16 protein-coding genes are annotated in these 18,016 nt (G+C 40.8%); 3 read left to right on the forward strand and 13 right to left on the reverse strand.

Translation table 11 applies throughout. From position 1 onward, the window contains the following. Positions 1 to 11: 11 nt before the first annotated feature. Genes BXY41_RS12765 through BXY41_RS12785 form a run of 5 tightly spaced genes read right to left on the reverse strand, consistent with a single transcriptional unit; the run spans position 12 to position 5,862 of the window. Positions 12 to 1,163 carry a Gfo/Idh/MocA family protein gene (locus tag BXY41_RS12765; RefSeq protein ID WP_104437242.1) on the reverse strand — a complete coding sequence of 384 codons (1,152 nt, stop codon included), beginning with the start codon at positions 1,161 to 1,163 and terminating at the stop codon, positions 12 to 14. Next, a complete protein-coding gene (locus tag BXY41_RS12770; protein ID WP_104437243.1) occupies positions 1,157 to 2,266 on the reverse strand; it encodes a Gfo/Idh/MocA family protein in 1,110 nt (369 codons plus the stop codon). The genes BXY41_RS12765 and BXY41_RS12770 overlap by 7 nt, the downstream gene beginning before the upstream one ends. A gap of 41 nt (positions 2,267 to 2,307) precedes the next feature. Beyond that, positions 2,308 to 3,960 carry an extracellular solute-binding protein gene (locus BXY41_RS12775; protein WP_170072348.1) on the reverse strand — a complete coding sequence of 551 codons (1,653 nt, stop codon included), beginning with the start codon at positions 3,958 to 3,960 and terminating at the stop codon, positions 2,308 to 2,310. A gap of 48 nt (positions 3,961 to 4,008) precedes the next feature. Beyond that, a complete protein-coding gene (locus BXY41_RS12780; protein WP_104437245.1) occupies positions 4,009 to 4,890 on the reverse strand; it encodes a carbohydrate ABC transporter permease in 882 nt (293 codons plus the stop codon). Positions 4,891 to 4,905: 15 nt separating this feature from the next. After that, a complete protein-coding gene (locus BXY41_RS12785; protein WP_242980191.1) occupies positions 4,906 to 5,862 on the reverse strand; it encodes an ABC transporter permease in 957 nt (318 codons plus the stop codon). Between the two features lie 235 nt (positions 5,863 to 6,097). Between BXY41_RS12785 and BXY41_RS12790 the strand changes: the two genes are divergently transcribed. After that, on the forward strand, positions 6,098 to 8,383 hold the full coding sequence (locus BXY41_RS12790) for an AraC family transcriptional regulator (protein WP_104437246.1): 2,286 nt from the start codon (positions 6,098 to 6,100) through the stop codon (positions 8,381 to 8,383). Positions 8,384 to 8,408: 25 nt separating this feature from the next. Here BXY41_RS12790 and BXY41_RS12795 read toward each other — a convergent pair whose 3' ends face one another. From BXY41_RS12795 to BXY41_RS12805, 3 genes are all read right to left on the reverse strand, one after another. After that, positions 8,409 to 9,338, reverse strand: coding sequence for an alpha/beta hydrolase (locus BXY41_RS12795; RefSeq protein ID WP_104437247.1), 930 nt, complete (start codon positions 9,336 to 9,338; stop codon positions 8,409 to 8,411). Between the two features lie 27 nt (positions 9,339 to 9,365). Continuing rightward, positions 9,366 to 10,640 (reverse strand): cytidylate kinase family protein, encoded by a 1,275-nt coding sequence (locus BXY41_RS12800; RefSeq protein ID WP_104437248.1) that lies wholly within the window; start codon positions 10,638 to 10,640, stop codon positions 9,366 to 9,368. A 108-nt stretch (positions 10,641 to 10,748) separates the two neighbouring features. Then, complete coding sequence (locus tag BXY41_RS12805; protein WP_104437249.1) at positions 10,749 to 11,294, reverse strand: phenolic acid decarboxylase; 546 nt, start codon at positions 11,292 to 11,294, stop codon at positions 10,749 to 10,751. Between the two features lie 117 nt (positions 11,295 to 11,411). On the opposite strand from BXY41_RS12805, the gene BXY41_RS12810 reads away from it, so the two are divergent. Further along, positions 11,412 to 11,945 (forward strand): PadR family transcriptional regulator, encoded by a 534-nt coding sequence (locus BXY41_RS12810; protein WP_104437250.1) that lies wholly within the window; start codon positions 11,412 to 11,414, stop codon positions 11,943 to 11,945. Positions 11,946 to 12,062: 117 nt separating this feature from the next. On the opposite strand, the gene BXY41_RS12815 is transcribed toward BXY41_RS12810, so the two are convergent. Continuing rightward, positions 12,063 to 13,127, reverse strand: coding sequence for a Gfo/Idh/MocA family protein (locus BXY41_RS12815; RefSeq protein ID WP_104437251.1), 1,065 nt, complete (start codon positions 13,125 to 13,127; stop codon positions 12,063 to 12,065). A 110-nt stretch (positions 13,128 to 13,237) separates the two neighbouring features. Further along, complete coding sequence (locus BXY41_RS12820) at positions 13,238 to 14,173, reverse strand: SDR family oxidoreductase (protein WP_242980192.1); 936 nt, start codon at positions 14,171 to 14,173, stop codon at positions 13,238 to 13,240. A gap of 258 nt (positions 14,174 to 14,431) precedes the next feature. Here BXY41_RS12820 and BXY41_RS12825 point away from each other — a divergent pair, with 258 nt between their 5' ends. After that, positions 14,432 to 14,875: a MerR family transcriptional regulator gene (locus BXY41_RS12825; protein WP_104437253.1), complete on the forward strand. Its 444-nt coding sequence runs from the start codon at positions 14,432 to 14,434 to the stop codon at positions 14,873 to 14,875. A 113-nt stretch (positions 14,876 to 14,988) separates the two neighbouring features. Here BXY41_RS12825 and BXY41_RS12830 read toward each other — a convergent pair whose 3' ends face one another. The 3 genes from BXY41_RS12830 to feoB form a co-directional block, all read right to left on the reverse strand. Then, the gene (locus BXY41_RS12830; protein ID WP_104437254.1) at positions 14,989 to 15,420 is read right to left on the reverse strand and encodes a metal-dependent transcriptional regulator; all 432 of its coding nucleotides are present in this window, start codon (positions 15,418 to 15,420) and stop codon (positions 14,989 to 14,991) included. Between the two features lie 160 nt (positions 15,421 to 15,580). Next, a complete protein-coding gene (locus BXY41_RS12835) occupies positions 15,581 to 15,865 on the reverse strand; it encodes a hypothetical protein (protein WP_104437255.1) in 285 nt (94 codons plus the stop codon). Positions 15,866 to 15,958: 93 nt separating this feature from the next. Beyond that, positions 15,959 to 18,013 (reverse strand): ferrous iron transport protein B, encoded by a 2,055-nt coding sequence (feoB, locus tag BXY41_RS12840; protein ID WP_104437256.1) that lies wholly within the window; start codon positions 18,011 to 18,013, stop codon positions 15,959 to 15,961. Positions 18,014 to 18,016: the final 3 nt, after the last annotated feature.

An 18,016-nucleotide genomic window follows, 5' to 3' on the forward strand; every position in this document is an offset into this window, starting at 1 on the left:
TAATTATAAGTTCACAGTGTTATGACAGTGTCAGTAAAATTCTCAACCGATGCACTTTTTTCATGAAACCGAACCGCATTTTTTAAGATCCCCTCAAAGGAATAATATTCATCCTCCGGCATGATCGGAAGCTTTACCCTCTCTTTTAAACAGCCGGCTTTGTAGATAGCTGTAATCAGCCCGACCGTCCTTCTCCCGTCTAACCCGGTAATCAAAGGTCTGGCTCCGGTCTCAACTGCACGAAGGATATCATCAATCTCTCCGGTGTGTCCCTCATATAAAAGATCCGGTATTTCCTCATAGAAAGCTTGAATTTTGTCAAGCAGCTCCTGATTCCCCCCTTTCTCAGGGAAGCCATTGGTCTTTGAGATTTCTGCTTTTAAATCCCACGGCACCGAAAGTTTTGCATCGGCACACTGCAGTTCTATGCCCTGCTGTTCTCCATGATGTATGACAGAACTTGTTACCTGTGCCAGACTTCCGTCCTGGTATTCTAACATGGCAAGAGATAAGTCTTCTACCTCTGAATTGTCATGCATCACGTTTGCCAGCATTGCCATGACCGCCTCTGGCAGTTTGCCTTCCAACCAGTTAAGCATATCAATATGGTGTACCGCATGATTTAAGGTAGGACCGCCGCCTTCCTTTTCCCAAAGCCCTCTCCACCACAAATCATAATAGCAATGTCCTCTCCACCAGCTGGAGTTTACATGTACGCAGCAGATCTTACCGGCGATTTTGCTATCAACCACTTTTTTTAATTTGTAGATCTGGTTTCGAAAACGATTTTGTGCAATACACGCCATAATTACATGATTTCTCTTTTCCGCCTCCAACATGGCGTCACACTCCTGAAGGCAGGCAGCCATGGGTTTTTCCACCACTACATGGCAGCCTGCATCCATGGAGTGAATGGAGATTTCCCCATGGACGTACGGCGGGGTGCATATGTGGATTACATCAATATTAAGGCCGGAATCAAGCATTTTCTGATGATCATCAAAAATCCTGCAGGTCAGATGATACTTCTCCTTTAAAGCTTCCGCTTTTTCCGGATAAATATCACACAAAGCGACGATACGGCACCTGTCTGGAAACGTAAGAAGGCCTTCGATATGTGACGGGGCGATATTTCCCGTTCCAACAACCGCAATATCTAACATGGCTTCTGCCCCCCTGCTTCCTCTTGTATATTAATTGCCTGGTTTTGCGCCCTGACGCACAGCTCTGCCGCCTTGAAAGCATGTTCCTGCGTCATGGCATTCTCCGTCCGGTTTATACAGTCTAAAATCAGCTGGCCAAAGAACGGGTATCCAACCATTCCGGTCACTTCAAAATGCTGCTCCCCTTCCTCATTGACCAGGAAGACATGGTTTGAGCTTCCGTCACAGGCTCCGATATTTACGTATTTGCGCAATTCAATATAACCTTTTGTACCAAGGATGAAGGTTCTTCCGTCACCCCAGGTGGAAAGTCCTTTTGGAGTGAACCAGTCTACACGAAAATGCTGGGTTGCCCCATTGTCTCCCAGAAGTACCGCATCCCCGAAATCTTCCAGTTCAGGATAATCCGGATGCCCGAAATTCCCCACCTGGGAATACTGCACTTTTGCATCCTTTACCTTACAGTAAAACAGAAACTGTTCAATCTGGTGGCTTCCAATGTCACACAATATGCCGCCGTATTTTTCCTTTATAAAAAACCAGTCCGGTCTGTCCTTAGGATCTCCCACTCTGTGTGGGCCAAAGCCGTCAATATGTATGGGAGTTCCAATTGCTCCCTGCTCAATCAGCTGTCCGGCAAAAACCGCCGCCTCCACATGGATCCGCTCACTGTAATATACCATATATTTCTTCCCGGTTCGTTTCACCATTTCCTTCGCGGCTGCCAGCTGTTCTAAAGTGGTAAGAGGAGCTTTATCTGTAAAATAGTCTTTTCCCGCTTCCATTACCCGAAGACCCAGTGCACAGCGCAGGCTTGTTACTGCAGCGGAACAGACCATATGCACCATGGGATCTTTCAGGATCTGCTCCTCAGATTCTGCCACCTTAACCTCAGGAAAGGCTTTAACAAAGTCAGCAACTTTTACCGGATCGGGATCGTATACCCATTTGAGTACTGCCCCAGCCTCCGTTAAACCATTGCACATTCCATAAATATGTCCGTGGTCCAAGGCAATCGCTGCTATGAAAAAATCCCCTTTTGAAACCACAGGCTCTGGTTTTCCTTTTGGCGCATAATTCATGCCATCGTTTCTACTGTACATCTTCCTGTCTCCTCTCACTTTCTGTCTGATTCCTTCAAAACTTACTTCCCGGCAAATACTCCGTCATAATAATCTGTTCGCTCTTTGATAATCTGGTCGTATCCTGCTTTCTTTAGTTTATCTTTAAACTCCTGTAATGTGGCATCAAATTTGTCAGGCTGGCAGGTAACTAATTTTACGAAATATTCTTCCCTGATCACACTGATCTCCGTATTTTTCTCTGTAGCGGTTGGTGCAGTAAAGGTTGGATCGTGCCTTATTGTTCCAACAGAAGCATTTTTAAAATTGTCCAGCACATAGTTTTCATATCCGGGACATTCCTTAGAGGTGGCCAGTGCGAATTCGTCGGCAGTCTTATAATAGCCCTGGTTACCAATTATAAACAGATCATGTCTGGTCCAGTCTTTGTCCTTTGTATTATAACTCGCATCAAGAACACAGGGAACCCCTGCATCATCATATTTGAAATGTTCTCCTTCAAATCCGTGGAAAATTGTAAATCCGCCTTCCTTGGTAGCAAGCCAATCCAGATAAGTTACGGCTGCTTCCACATTCTTTGCTGATTTCGGAACAAAGAGATAGGCACCGTTAATGGGATAATTCTTATTATAGATTTCCCCGTCATTATCATTTTTAATGGGAGGAATGCTAATGACATCCGCCTTGGGATCCGTTGACTGAAGCACCTTTAATAAGCTTCCACGGAGACTGTCTACATTATAGTTTACATTGGATTCAAAACAGCCTACTTTTCCATTTACAAAGTCTTCTTTTAAGGCATTTTCCGTAGTATCCACATAATATTCCGGATCGATCAGCCCTTCATTATACAATTGGTTCATCCATTTGAAATACTCTCCAAAGCCCGGATCCATATAAATTAAGCTGGTTGCAGAGTCTGCTTCGATTGCATAAGCTTTCTCATCCTTTACGTTTTTTAAAAATGAGGTAGCCATTACCCCCGCAATATCGCTGGCTTTGGTACATACCCAAAAGCTTGCCGCAAAGGAATCGGGCTTATATTTTTTGAATTCCTGCAGAACGTGGTACATCTCCTCTTTCGTTGTGGGAGCCTGTAACCCCAGCTCATCCAGCCAGTCTTTACGGATAAAGAGATTTGTTGAGGCTGTAGTGGAACGTCTTGCCGGAATGGCCCACAGCTCTCCCTGCTGATTCCGTCCCAGATCCATACAGTCCTTACCAATATATTCTTTTAAGTTTTTTGCCTGATCTTCTCCATCCACATAGGGTGACAGGTCATAGGTTCCTCCATCTTTATAAAATCCTTCCACAATAGAGGATGTATAGCAGATCATAATATCCGGACCAGTGCCGGATGCCATCATAAGCTGGGCTTTATTCACTTCATCCGCTCTTGGAACAGCCACAAATTTAACGGTAATTCCTACTTTGTTCATTTCCTGATTGATGTATTTTGTCCATCTGTTGTCAATTACTGTACTCCCCTCCGGTGCATTGCTTCTGTCAAACACTTCAACCGTTATGGTCACATCATCAAATTTTTTAGATCCGTAGGTGGTTTTAAATTCCTCTTTTCCTCCTGCTGCATCCGATACTGCGGTACCCTTTGTGTCTGCATTTTTAGAAACCTCTCCCGTACTTTGGCAGCCAATCAGACTGACTGCCATTGCAAAAACCAATCCCCCTGCCAGAAAACGCCTTACCTTTTTCATATACCTTCCTCCAATCATATAATTTAGTGTATTAAAATCCCGGACTTGTCAGCCTTTCACAGAGCCCAGCATAACACCCTTTACAAAATATTTCTGAAGCCATGGATAGACAGCCAGTATGGGAACTGTTCCAACTACGATGCATGCCATCTTTAACGATTCTGCCATTACCTGCTGCGCCAGTCCCTCGTTTCCTGCCGCCCCCAGCTCTCCGGCAAAAAGAAGACTTCTCAACCGAAGCTGGAGGGTATACTTTTCAGGGGACTGAATATAAATAAGAGCATTAAAATAATCATTCCAGTAATAAACGGCATAGAAAAGTCCGATGGTAGCAATAATCGGCATGGACAGGGGAAGAACAATCTTAAAGAGAATCTGAACGTCCGTTGCTCCGTCAAGATAAGCAGCTTCTTCCAGACTTTTGGGGATTTCCCTGAAAAAAGTTCTCATTACAATGAAATTAAAAACATTAACAGCTGAGGGAATGTAAAGTGACGTAAGCTGGTCATACATTCCCAGATTTTTTATAACCAGAAAGGTTGGAATAATACCTCCGTTAAAATACATGGTAAACAGGATCATTCCGGATATCCATCTCCGTCCCTTTAATTTATCCTTTGAAAGTGCATAGGCCGCAAATACAGTAAGTATCAGACCAATAGCAGTCCCCAGCATTGTTACCACCATGGTTACTCTCATTGCTGTCCAGATCTGTCCTCTATGTACAATCTCCTTATATGCATCCAGCTGCATTTCAATTGGAAAAAAAGTAACGGTTCCGGATAAAACTGCCCGGTTGCTGCTAAAAGAATAAGCAACTACATTTAAAAATGGATAAAAGCATATTACAACCAGGATCGTCAGCAACAAATAGTTTATCACTGTTCCCCAATTAATTGCTTTCTTTTTACTGACACGTATCTTGTTCATAATATATCCCCCTCTCTATAAAATTCCCTCTTCTCCAATCAGTTTGGCAATACGATCTGCAAGAATCAGTATGAAAATATTAACGGCTGACTGAAACAGACCGATTACTGTAGATAAACTGTACTCTGCCTTTACAATACCCAGACGATAAATATAGGTACTGATTACTTCTGACACATTGATAACCTTGGTGTTGCCAAGAAGCAAAGGAGCGTCCAGACCGATACTCATCATTTTGCTGATAGACAGAATCAGCATAACAATAACCACTGACCGGATCATAGGAAGGGTGATATAGAGGATACGCTGAACTTTGCCTGCGCCGTCTATGTAGGCTGCCTCATACAGGGATTCATCAATACCGGTTATAGCCGCCAGATAAATAATTGTTCCCCAGCCAATTTCCTTCCACACATTGCATATAACATAAGTAAAAATCCACCATCCGCTGCTGTTTAAGAAAGGAATTGCATTGAATCCCAGATGCTTCATCATCTGATTTACGCTTCCATCGGTCTGGGCAAAAAGATTGGTTGCAATGCCTGCCACTACCACCCATGACATAAAGTGAGGCAGATAAAGAAATGACTGGGATACGCGCCGGAACAAGGGAAACCTAACTTCATTCAGCATTAATGCAACCAGTATGGTTAATGGAAAATTCACAGCCAGTGTAGACAGATTAAGTATTAAGGTGTTTTTAATGGACAGCCAGAACAAATCTGTCTGGAAAACCTGCTTAAAGTTAAGTAAACCAACCCATTTACTCCCGGTAATTCCCTTAAAAACATTATAATCTTTAAAGGCAATGATAAGGCCGTACATAGGCACATATTTAAATACAATATAATAGGTAATGACCGGTACCAGCATCAAATACAGCCATTTATCTCTCCAGATATAAAACCAGATATTTTTACTGTCTGAATGCATGGATTGGTATCCAACCTGACGTTGTTTTGCCCACTTCATTTTCATATTCTCCCTTCGCGCTTTCATATACTTAAATTTACCGGACCCCCTCCCCGTATACAACAGTAGATTTCTATTTAGGAGTATGAATAACTATCATGGAGGATCAAAATCTATTATTTCCGTGTAGAATTATGGTATCACTTGAAAACAAACTTTATCCTGTGCTATAGTTAAAGTTAGCCTAAGAGCAAGGATCCGCCGTATTGAGAATATTTCAGTGTAGGAGGCTTTTATGAATCTATTTTCCAATAAGAACTGGGTAAGCAGAAAGAAAAGAGGATTCCGCAGATATTTGTACCGAATCCTTCTTTCTAACATCCTCCTTATTTTAATTCCCATCAGTGTCCTGGGCTTCTTCTGGTACCACATGATGTCACAACAGGCAAAACAGAAATTCTATCAGCAGAAATCCATTGATATAAATGAAATTGCTTCTGGGATCAATCAGCGAATTAAAAGCATAAAGATGGAAACAGCTACGGAAATCGGAGAAAAGAGATACAGTACCTACACCTATTCAAACGATTACAATACAGATTTATCCATGATTTCAAAGAGGCTGTCCGCCATGACACAGAAATATTACTTAATTGATTCGGTATATTTTTACGACAAGACAACCGGCAAAATCTATAATTCAAAAACCGGAAGGTATCTTTTCTCGGAATTTTACGATACCAAATGGTTAAATGATATAAACGACAATATCTACAGCATACAGCAGCTGCCTCCCCGCCTGATCTTTGATGATGAATCATTGTTTGACAAGTACAGCTTTTTATACAATAAGCGGAATAATCTTGTCCTTTCTCTCGTTTTAAAGGGCAGACCGGATTTCTATCTGGTAACTAACATCAGTATTAAGAGCTTATACAATGAGATTGTTGATTCCTACCATCTGAATGATAATCATATGGAGTTTTTTATTCTGGACAGAGATGGCAGGCTTATAGAGGGAGACAGCCGGTATGCAGAATGGAAACAACTGATCCGTCAGCCTGCCAGAGAGCTGGATAATGGAGTGACTTATATCGTCTGCAATAATCGTATATATTTTATGAAACCCGTTAACTTTGACGCTTTATCAGTTACTTCTTATCCCCTCAGCGATTCTTATCAGGAAGCTGTTTATCTGGGAAAGTACATACTTCTGATTTGTATCGGACTAATCCTATTTTCCCTGATCATCTCATTCTATATGGCAAAACGATTATACAGGCCGATTAATATTCTATATTCAGATGTTGCAAAAGGTACCAGGAATTCTCCACAGGAACACGTAACAGATGAAATCGATATGCTGAAACAGGTATTTTCAGAGATGAACACGTTTAATTACAATGCCAGATTAAAGTTAAAACGATTTGATGAAATAAGTAAGGCGTTTAACTTCAGAAGTTTTCTGGAAAACTGGAAGTATACAGCTGATTTCACCAATGACCATCCCTATCTGTTTGATAAAAGCGGAAACTGCCACTGCGAAATGCTGTTGGTGAAATTCGATATCGCCGATATGAAATTGTCACCTGATGATGAGTTGTTATTCCGTCTGAACCTGCAGGAAGTACTGCGAAGCTATCTCCAGTCTTCCATGAAAGGAGTTTTAGCCAAAACCGAGGAAGAGACTCTGGTCTTGCTCTACCAGGGTAATGAAGTGGAGAGTCTTGAGCAGACAAGAACAGTTCTGGCTGATACGGTAATTAAGTTGACAAACCAGAACGCATATTTCGGGATCAGTCAGCCCATATATCATGCGGAAGAAATTTTAGAAGAGTACCCCAAATGTCTTGAAACAGTCAAAAACTCATATTTTTTTAATTGGAAAAATGAACTCACCACATTTAAAAAAATCGAGAAAAGTCTGGACTCTGATGAAGTATATATGATGTTATTAAATATTAATACATCGTTTATCCGTAGCATTGTCTCTCAAAACGAACAGGAAACAGAACGACTGCTTCTGGAATTGGAGGATAAACTTGGGGATATCAGGAATGTCTCCCAGGTCAGGGATGTATTTAACCGGATACTGGTGGAACTGGATCACGAATTTCATTTCACCAGGCTGATGGATACCAACCTTTTAGATGCTTTATATGAGTATAAAACATTAGCGGATATGATTCATTCCAGCAGAAAGCTTCTCATGAATATCAGCGTTCATTATAAAAGCAATGATGCAAAAGAAACCAATTACTGTGATATGGCAAAGCAATATCTAAATGAGCACTATATGAATGACATGAATATCACTGATACAGCTGACTATCTGAATATCAGCTATTCTTATCTCAGTAAAATTTTCCGGGCAAAAACCGGAACGACCTTAACCGATTACTTAAATAACATACGAATTGAAAAAAGCAAGGAATACCTTACTGATACGCTTCTTACGTTAACTGAAATATCAGAACTGGTAGGATATAATAACGTTCAAAGCTACCAACGTTTTTTCAAAAAGTATGTAACCATGACTCCGGGAGAATACAGAAAGCTTCAGGCTTCCAGATTGCTTTAGCAGATGTCGCTCCCCTAAATTGTCGTCAGTGACCTGGCACTGGCCATGAAAGAGTTTTAATAAAATTATCAACTATATTACAAACTTCTTCCGTCCAGAATTCTGCTCCTCCATGATCTGCCCCTTCCAGTAAATACAACCTGACATTTTTACCGCAAGCCTTTAATTTCTTATAAAGACTGACACTTTGGGATACGTTGACAGTACGATCCTTTGTACCGTGAAATATGATAACCGGTGGTATATCAAGTTTATGTGTGATATAACACTCTACCGTTGCTTTTTCCCGAAGCTCCGTTCTTTCTCTTAAATTACTGTGTCCCATAACCATTCCCTCAGGGCTGTCAGGAAGATGATGATTTAAAGTTGAAGGGAACCCATCTTCCTCCAGCATACTGACAGCGCCATAATAATCCAGAATTCCTTTTACTTCCGCCGATACGCCTGGATAAAGGGTTGCATCCATTTCATCGCCTTCTTTTACAATTCCGCAGAACATAGCCACCTGACCACCGGAGGAGGAGCCGCCAACAAATATGTTGTCCTGATCTATATGATAATCGCCTGCATGGATACGAATATACCGAATTGCATTCCTGGCATCCTGAACCTGAGCCGGAAATGCCGCAATACCCGAATGCCTGTACTGAACAACTGCGATCACATACCCTTTTGCCGCAAGTTTTCCAAGTAAGGTACATGATCCATATACATCCTGTTCCATCCACGCAGACCCCTGCACATATACAATACAGGGATATACTTTATCAGGATCATTTCTGGTAAATGGATTCAGAATTTGAAGATGTAATGAAATGCCATTCACTTCTGCGTATTTTACATCATGATGATAAGATACTCCCACCTCATTCCCTGATGTTGTTAACCGCACAGCATCTTCTATTTCCTCAGTAAAATCAGGGAATTCATCATAAGTCCATGTCTTTACTTCCATTTTAAACACACTCCTTATCAATTAATTTTATTTGCTGCTTTGCCCGATATGTTCCAGCATTTCAAAAATCATTTTTTCCGCATGTTCCATTCCTAACGAGGTATCAATGCATAGCTGATAATTAGAGGCCATTCCCCAAATCTGATGCGTATAGTAGCGATAATGTTCTGCTCTCTGTCTATCATTCTGCTGTATCTTTTTTCTTGCCTCCTTCTCATTTAAGCCTTCTGTCTTCATAATTCTTTTTACACGAAATTCCATTGGAGCGAAAAGAAAAACCTTTAAGCATTCATCACGTTCCCCTAAGATATAATCGGCACACCGGCCTACAATTACACAATTGCTTTTCTGTGAAACTTCTTTTATTACATTTGTTTCCGCTTCAAAAATAGCATCCTCCGGTGCTGTATGCTCCTGAGAATAGACATACATTTGATTCATCATATCAAAAATAAAGCTGTTTGTCATTTTTTCTTCTCTTTGGGATATGTACCTGGGTGTATAACCGGTTGAGCCGGCGGCCATTTGAATGAAGTACTTATCATAAAAATCATAGGACAGCCTTTCTGCCAGTAATTTTCCAATATCGTGCCCACCACTGCCATACTGCCTGCCAATTACAATACAAATTGCATTTTTCTTTTGTTTCTCCAGCTTGTCTTCAGCAGAACCAAATAATATCTGATTCAAAACGGTTAAATGTCTGCCTATAAACCTTGCTATAAATCCTACCAGAACTGCGGACACAATTGTGCCTTCCCCTACACCATAAAGGCGTTTCGTAAAGCAAAAGGATACTATCCCTGCCGCCACTGTCATTGTTATGTCAAAGGCAACCTTTGTAATGCCAAATTCTGTTTTCCATCGAAATACAACAGCCCTGACGAAGGCTTCTCCCGGCAGCATAACAACATCAGCAAGAATTTCCAGATATACACCAATTCCAAGAATGAAACACCCTGCCAGAAGACATAAAATTTTAGCTATATACCCTCCCGGTTGAACAGATTTAAATGTGACCATACACAGATCAATAAAATACCCAAATACAATAGATACCGGAATCTGCAGCATCTGCTCCAGCTTAAAATTATTCTTTAATATCAGTAACTGCAGCAGAATCAAAAACAGGCTGAACAATATGGTGAAACTTCCCAGTGAAAATGGAAAATTCAGGCTTAACACATAAGGGATAGATGAAATCGGGGATGTCCCCAGATTTGCTTTTGTAATCAGGCAGACCCCCAGCGAATTAATGAAAATTCCTACAATAAATATGACATAACGCTTAATTTTTTCCATCCTCAATCATTTATCCTTTCAAAGTCTTATTACAAATAAAACACTCCCTTTCAGTAAACAGGATTTTATCCTTGTCTGCCAAGATGGGAGTGTAATATGAACTATCGATTATTTAATAGATTTTTTATGTTTATAATTTTCATCATAAAAACTTCCATTCCTGATGCTATCGGTCATTCCTTTATAAGGTGCTTCATTAATAACATCATTATTGTCAATACCAGCATCTCCAATATAGGTAATTGTTGCAAATTCCGGAACAAGATATTTGGGGTAAGTGTCGTACTTCTCTCTTGCCTCCAGCATAGTGTCTATATGTTCATTCTGATAAGTAACTGTAATTTCCGGATGCTCATGCACCCATTTAGGGAAGAAAATCACACCATGCAGTTTTCTTTCGTTTGGCATAAAATCCAGCGCTACATCTGTACCAGTAGGCTCTGTCCAGGTAATCTTAAATACCCCATCTGTCAGTTTTACAATAGTTGCTTCCTGATCAGTAACCCAACGTCCGGCTACCATTCCTCCATGAATTCTGTAATCCACCGTATGGTCATTCTTTGCATACCATTCATATTCCCAGCCATTATCGTAAGTATAAATAAAATGTGTTCCTATAAAATCTGATAAATCTTTAAAAATTTTTTCTGACATTCATTTTTCCTCCATTATTATGTCATTAAAAACATGTAATTAATTACATATTAAATTGTCAATATTTATGCTATACTATAATAAATAAAATGTCAACCAGATTTTTGGAGGAGTGATATGGCACAAAAAAATTTATTAAAATATATTCTTTTAGGCTTGCTGGAAAACGAGAAAAAAACGGGATATGATTTGAAAAAATTATTCGAAACAGAAATTGGTGAATTCTGGTCTGCAAAGCATAGCCAGATATACTTAGAATTAAAGCGCTTAGAAGAGCAGGGATATATTTCATCTGAGACTGGTTTATTCGGGAATAAGCTTGAAAAGACATATTATACCGTTACAGATAAAGGACGAAGGGTACTGAGTGAATGGGAGGAAACCCCTACCGGAGAACTTCCCATAAACAAAGATGAATTTATTCTTAAATTATATTTTATTCACGATAAAAATGACAAACGCATTCAAGAAATGCTGTCTGAGCAATATCGATTACATGTTTCAAAACTAGCCCATTTAAAAAAGCGAAAGAATCTGCTGTTTAAGGATGAGATTTCACGTTCTAAAAACTACGGTCATTTTTTAATACTTGACCTTGCCATTCGAAGAGAGAAAGAATATATTGGCTGGATAAAACAATATTTGCACTAATCCTGATATGTGTGTGCAGTTTGCTTGTCTAAAGAAGTGTTAACATCAGGGCGGAATTCCAAAGAATCCCGCCCTTTATTAACAGAAAACTAGTTGTATTGCGCTTTCCGGCCTTAATTAATTCCATGGTTGAACTTCTGTTTTTATGGTTGTATGCGGCTGCTTTAGAGCTTCCTGCATCAATAAGAAAAAATAGTTATCCTGGCATCCCTCTGCAAAGGAATAAAAACTGTTACCAGTCAATAGATATTCTTTCATTCCAAGGAGACAGCGTAACATGGCAACTTCATCATCCGTAAGCCGTTCCCCTGCAAAAGGATTATTATAGAGACAATCCCCTCCAAGATTAATGGAATAAGTAGATAATGTATTAATGTTCTGGGTATTCTGAAAGGTTTGAACTAACGGCTGGTTATCTTTGGTCAGGCTTCGTACCACATCATCATCCATTTCACCGCGAACCCCCTGTATATTCAGGTGACGGGTTCGGATTTTGGAACGGTATTGTATATTAGACGCGAAATCATAAAAAGCTACTTTTCCGCTTTCAAATTCTATGGTGTATCTTGACCGGTCAGCAATCACCACCTCTCCATCCGTCTTAATTCCATCTCTGGAGTCGGTGACCGTCACAGGAAATTCATAGTTTTTACCAATTATTCGGGCTGTTTCAAATCCAACTCCTAGCAGTTTTCGTATTAAACTGACCCCGTGATAGTCATGAGCCCAGGATATGGATAAGTTATGAACCTCGCCTAATATTCCCTTTTTTAGAGCCTTTAATTTCGCCTCATAAAGCGGCTGTAAAAAATATTGTTCTGCAATCTGAATCTTGGCATCTTGTTTGACAGAAGTATCCCACAGGGAATGAAGGTCATTTAAGTTCATGGCAGGCGGAGTCTCCACTAACATTGGAATGCCATAAGGGATTAACCGCTTTATCATCTCAGGATTTCCATCCCTTCCAATGGCTATCACCACAAAATCAGGATTCGCAGATAAGCATTCCTTTAAGGTTAAAGCTGTTGGAACGGAATGGGTTTGGGAAAATTCAGCTGCTTTCTCTTTGTTTCGAAAAAAAACAGAAGTTACTTCAAATTTTTCAGATAGAACAAGGCCTATTCTTAAAAAAGCCATTGCCCGGAATCCATTTCCTATTATAGCATATCTGATTTTAGTCATGAGGGCCTCCTTAGATTTTAAATAACAAAACTGCAATAAGCCTAGTGCTGAAATCTTTATTTATTTTATGATAAATTGTAAAATTATTCAATCAAAAAAAATAATGTATTTTAAACCAACTTTACGTTTGTGAGCTTTTCAGATACTTCCCAAAGCTTTGAAGCAACTGCAACATCCTTTGCCTGTGGTGCAATTTTAGCTACTGTTGGGCACCCTCTCATCTCATTCATTCTGGAAGGGCCATAATATACGCCGCCTTTTGCTTCATTTGCGGTTGCCGCATAAAGTGAAGGCCACGCTCCATGAGCAGCCGCTTGAAATAAGATCGGTCCAAATAGCCTCCGAACCATACCCGCGGGGCTATTCTTTCCGGCCCCATTCGGGATCAATTCTGTTCTTGATATCCCCGGATGTGCACCCATGCTGCTAATTCCCCAGCCAGCTGCATCACTTCGCCGTTGTAGTTCAAATGCAAACATTAAGCACGCGAGCTTTGACTGTGAATAGCTTACCATTGGTTTGTAATTAAAATCCGATTGTAAATCATCAAAGTTTATAGCTCCTTGGAGATGAGCCAAACTACTCAAAGTGACCACACGAGGCTTGTTTCCTTTCTGTAAAAGAGGAAGCAACTGTGCTGTTAACGCAAAATGTCCAAGATAATTTGTTCCCATTTGAAGCTCAAATCCATCAATTGTAATCTTACGCAGAGGTGGATTCATTACTGCTGCATTGTTAATTAATATATCCAGACTTTTGCGTTGTGCCCTTATCTGTTCGCCAAATGCTTCTATTGATGCCAAATCCGCCAAATCCAGTTTTTCAAAACATATATTTCCAGCTGGAATCAATTTTTTAATTTTTTTAATGGCCTCGGCACCCTTATCTCTATTTCGGCCCGCCATTATAACTTCGGCTCCCGCCCTAGTCATCGCCAATGCTGTTTCGTATCCAATTCCACCGGTTCCTGTAATAACAACCGAACGGCCTTTTTGTGAGGGTATATCTGCTATGCTCCAATTACTCTTTTTATTTTCTTTCATCATTAACACTCCTTTTATTTTATAGTTTTCTTAACTCCTGCGTAATGCCGCAGTTTCACTAAAGAAAAGTGTTCCTCGGTAATCCGTATATGTTTATCATCTATAACCTCCTATCAAATATACACGGTTAAACTTTAAATTTCCTTCCCAGGTAATTTCCAGTCTTGAAAGTTTTTAGATTGTACTTTATACTTATAGTACCAGTTGGAGTTCTATCGAAGTCAAGTATATATAAAATTATTTTTACAGGAGATCTTAGCCGTGTATACTATTAATGAAGTTTCAAAAATTTGCGATATATCCGTTTATACGATCCGCTTTTATGATAAAGAAGGACTTCTTCCCTTTGTCACCCGAAACAGCACTGGAAACCGACAGTTTAGTGAAGGAGACCTTGATGTGTTAAAACTGATTTGCTGCCTTAAAAATACAGGAATGCAAGTCAAGGAAATTAAGCAATATATCGATTTATGCATGCAGGGCGAAGGAACCGCCCCAGAACGAAGACAGATAATGGTTAATCACCGTAAGTCAATCCTCAGGCAGATAGATGATATGAAAAAGAATCTGACGATTGTTAATTTAAAAATAAGTTTTTATGATTCCTATATAGCTAATCCACAGGCCGGCTATGATCCATTAAAATATATGTTGGAGAATAAACAAAAGGATCATAATGACATAAATAAGCCGTCAAACACTTAGAGTCGTGTCTAAGCATTATTGTTTATGTCGTATAAAAAGGGAGCCCGTCTTACACTAATCTGCAAGAAGGGCTTTAATTAATTAAATCGATTATGCATTAACATACAATGGTTCTACACACTGTGCGATTTTAAGTGACATTTTCCAGAGCATCCGGACTTATTGCTGATTTTGTAGTTGTATCTGCATATATGGCAAAGAGTTTCTATGCTGGTGATATGCTCCAGCGCATTAGCATCGGCATCGGCAATTTCAGGGGAGAGACCGAGCACATCAACAAAAAATGTTCGGATAATCTCGGCCTTATCCAGTGCCAGAACAGCCTGATACTCGCCTTCCTCTGTAAGGCACACCAGTCTGCTGGCATCACGAAATATCAGCTTCTCTTTTTCCAGTTTTTTCATTGCAACAAATGTACTTGTTTTTGTAACACCAATTTCGGCCGCAATATCAATTATCCGCACACCCTCATCACCACGGGAGGTAAGTGTATAAATCGCCTGAATGTAATTTTGCAGGGAAGCAGACAGTTCCTTATTATTCAATATAACCCCTCCTTTCTCTACATAGTTTATTGCTGAAGGCAATATCCTCAATGGTCGTTCCGGAAAACTTCACCACAATGGCCAGCTCATCTCCGCAGCTTGGATTAACGCAGTAAGTGTTGTCTAACCTGTATTCAAAAAAATTATCAATACATAAAAATCACGGGTCTGACAAGGTCTTTAAGTAACGATTTCCACTCTCTGTAATCGTCAAGATTTTTGCCCCTTTATCACTAAATCCACAGGATCCGGAAAAACTGCAGCCATGACACGATTCTCCGCAGCTACCGCCGCTTCCTGATGGGGTATATAAATATTTCATCTGGCAAAGCTGTCGGATTGCCGCATCAATCACGCCTATATCCGTATTTAGTTTTTCAGCTAAATCGCTATAGCTGATGATGTTTCCTTTGCCAACCTCCAAAAGAATATTGTTCAGCAGCATAATTTCACCTCCCTATATAAGCAAAGCGTACCGGCAGAGTAACCCTGTTACCGCCGATACGCTTTCCATTCTTACAATTACCAAAGACCGGCTTTAAAAAATTAGTAATGCAATCCGATAAACGACACCTGCCAGTATAAGTGCGGTAATGAAATAGTAAGCCGCCACTTTTAATGTCCATTTGTAGGACTGGCTCTCACTTGCCGAAGCAGCAACCGCAGCCATGCAGGGAACATTAAAGAAGAAGGCAAATATAAACGCCAAGGCCTGAGGTGCCTGCACGGCTGATAATAAAGCAGCTTCCAATCCAGTCTGATTGATGGCAACAGAACTGGTAACCAACGTTCCTGCCAGACTGGAAACGCCTGTGCCTGCACCAAACAGGACCGCTATCGCGCCCAGCGCAGCTTCTTTTCCCATCGCCGACACAATAAACGCAATGACAAGCTGCCAGCTAAGCCCGAAAATAGAACCCACTGGCTCCAAGAACTTACCGACTGCATAAATTGCACTGTTTTCAATATTTCCGGTGGAGGTATAGGACAGAAGCCAAATAACAATCGCGACCACCATAATTACGCTGAGCGCTTTAGAAGCGACTCCTTTTATTCTTGACCATACATAGTTAAAGATTGTTTTCCAGTTTGGTTTATGATAAGGAGGAAGCTCCATAATGAGTCCTGCCTCTCCTTCCTGCTGGGGAAGCCCTCTTTCAAAAAACCAGGAGGTAAATTTCATGTGCAGAATTGCCACCGCGAACAAGCTGATTATAACCCAAACGGCGTTTACTCCGAAAAACAGGCTGCTCATAAGACCTACCACACCCCATGTTCCTGCGCAGGGAACGGCCCAGCTGGTTGCAATTGTAATCAAACGTTGTCTGGAAGAATCAATGACCCTTGCGCCTGAGACACCGCCAATGGTACAACCAAAACTCATCAGAAACGGCATGACCGATTTTCCGTGGAGACCAAGCTTTGACATCAGGTTGTCAAATACATAGGCGACTCTTGCCATGTATCCAACATCCTCCATAAATCCAAATACAAAGCTTACACCTGATACAAAGGCCACCATGTACATAACCATCAAGAGACCAGGTACCAGTGCTTCGACGATCAGGGACACCAAAAACGGAGCCGTTCCCGCTGCCAGCAGAGCCACCCCAGCCTGAGCAGCAAGCGTCGTGACAACTTCTGTGATTACCTTAGCGATTAAAGCAACAATAATACTTACAATAAATCCAAGCAAAACTAAAACAACCGCCAAAGGCTTCCCCCAGATAGGGTGGATTGCTATCCTGTCAAAGCCGCTTTTCTTTTGCCTCGTTTTTGGAGGAGCCTGCACCGCGTTTGCTAAAACATGATCAATCCATTCATACTTACAATTAGCGCCAATAATTGCGCCATCACTGTAAGAATCAAGAATAGACTCTACTGTTTTCCATGAAGACTGGTCTGACTTTTCTTTTGCCAGCGTCTTAATGTTGTCATCACCCTCAAACAACTTGGCAGCAATCCATTGGGAGCTGTAATTTCCAATCCCGCTTTTAGGAAGCGCGGCTATCACCTTATCAAAATCTGTTCCAAAACTCTCGTGGTATTTTTGCGTAATGAAATTCGTTTCAATATACTTCTTATGGCTCGTAGCCGCCTCTAATCGGCTTAAAAACCTGGAAATGCCATCCTTTTGCGTAGCTACAATAGGAACAACAGGGACCCCAAGACGTTGTTCCAGCTTCTTATAATCAATTTTCTTGCCATTTTTCTCAGCCACATCAATCATCGTTGGCACGACAACCAAAGGAACGCGGACACCGATAAAATCGGATAGCAGGTACATGCTTCGTTCTAATTGTGAAGCATCTATCATTACGACTATGGCATCACTTTTACTGGAATAAACGTAGTTTCTGGTGATCAGCTCCTCTTCAGAATTGGCTGCCAGACTATATGTTCCCGGAAGGTCTACAATATTGTAGGTTGTATTGTTATAAGTAAATTCCCCTTGCTTTTGCTCAACTGTTTTTCCAGCCCAGTTTCCTACGTGCTGCCTGGAACCTGTCAGTCCGTTAAAAAGGGTAGATTTGCCTGTATTGGGCTGACCCATAAGGCCTATGGTAATGTTTTTTTGTGCAACAGCCTGCATCGG

The sequence above is a fragment of the Lacrimispora xylanisolvens genome, from assembly GCF_002934545.1.
Taxonomy (GTDB): Bacteria; Bacillota; Clostridia; order Lachnospirales; family Lachnospiraceae; genus Lacrimispora; species Lacrimispora xylanisolvens.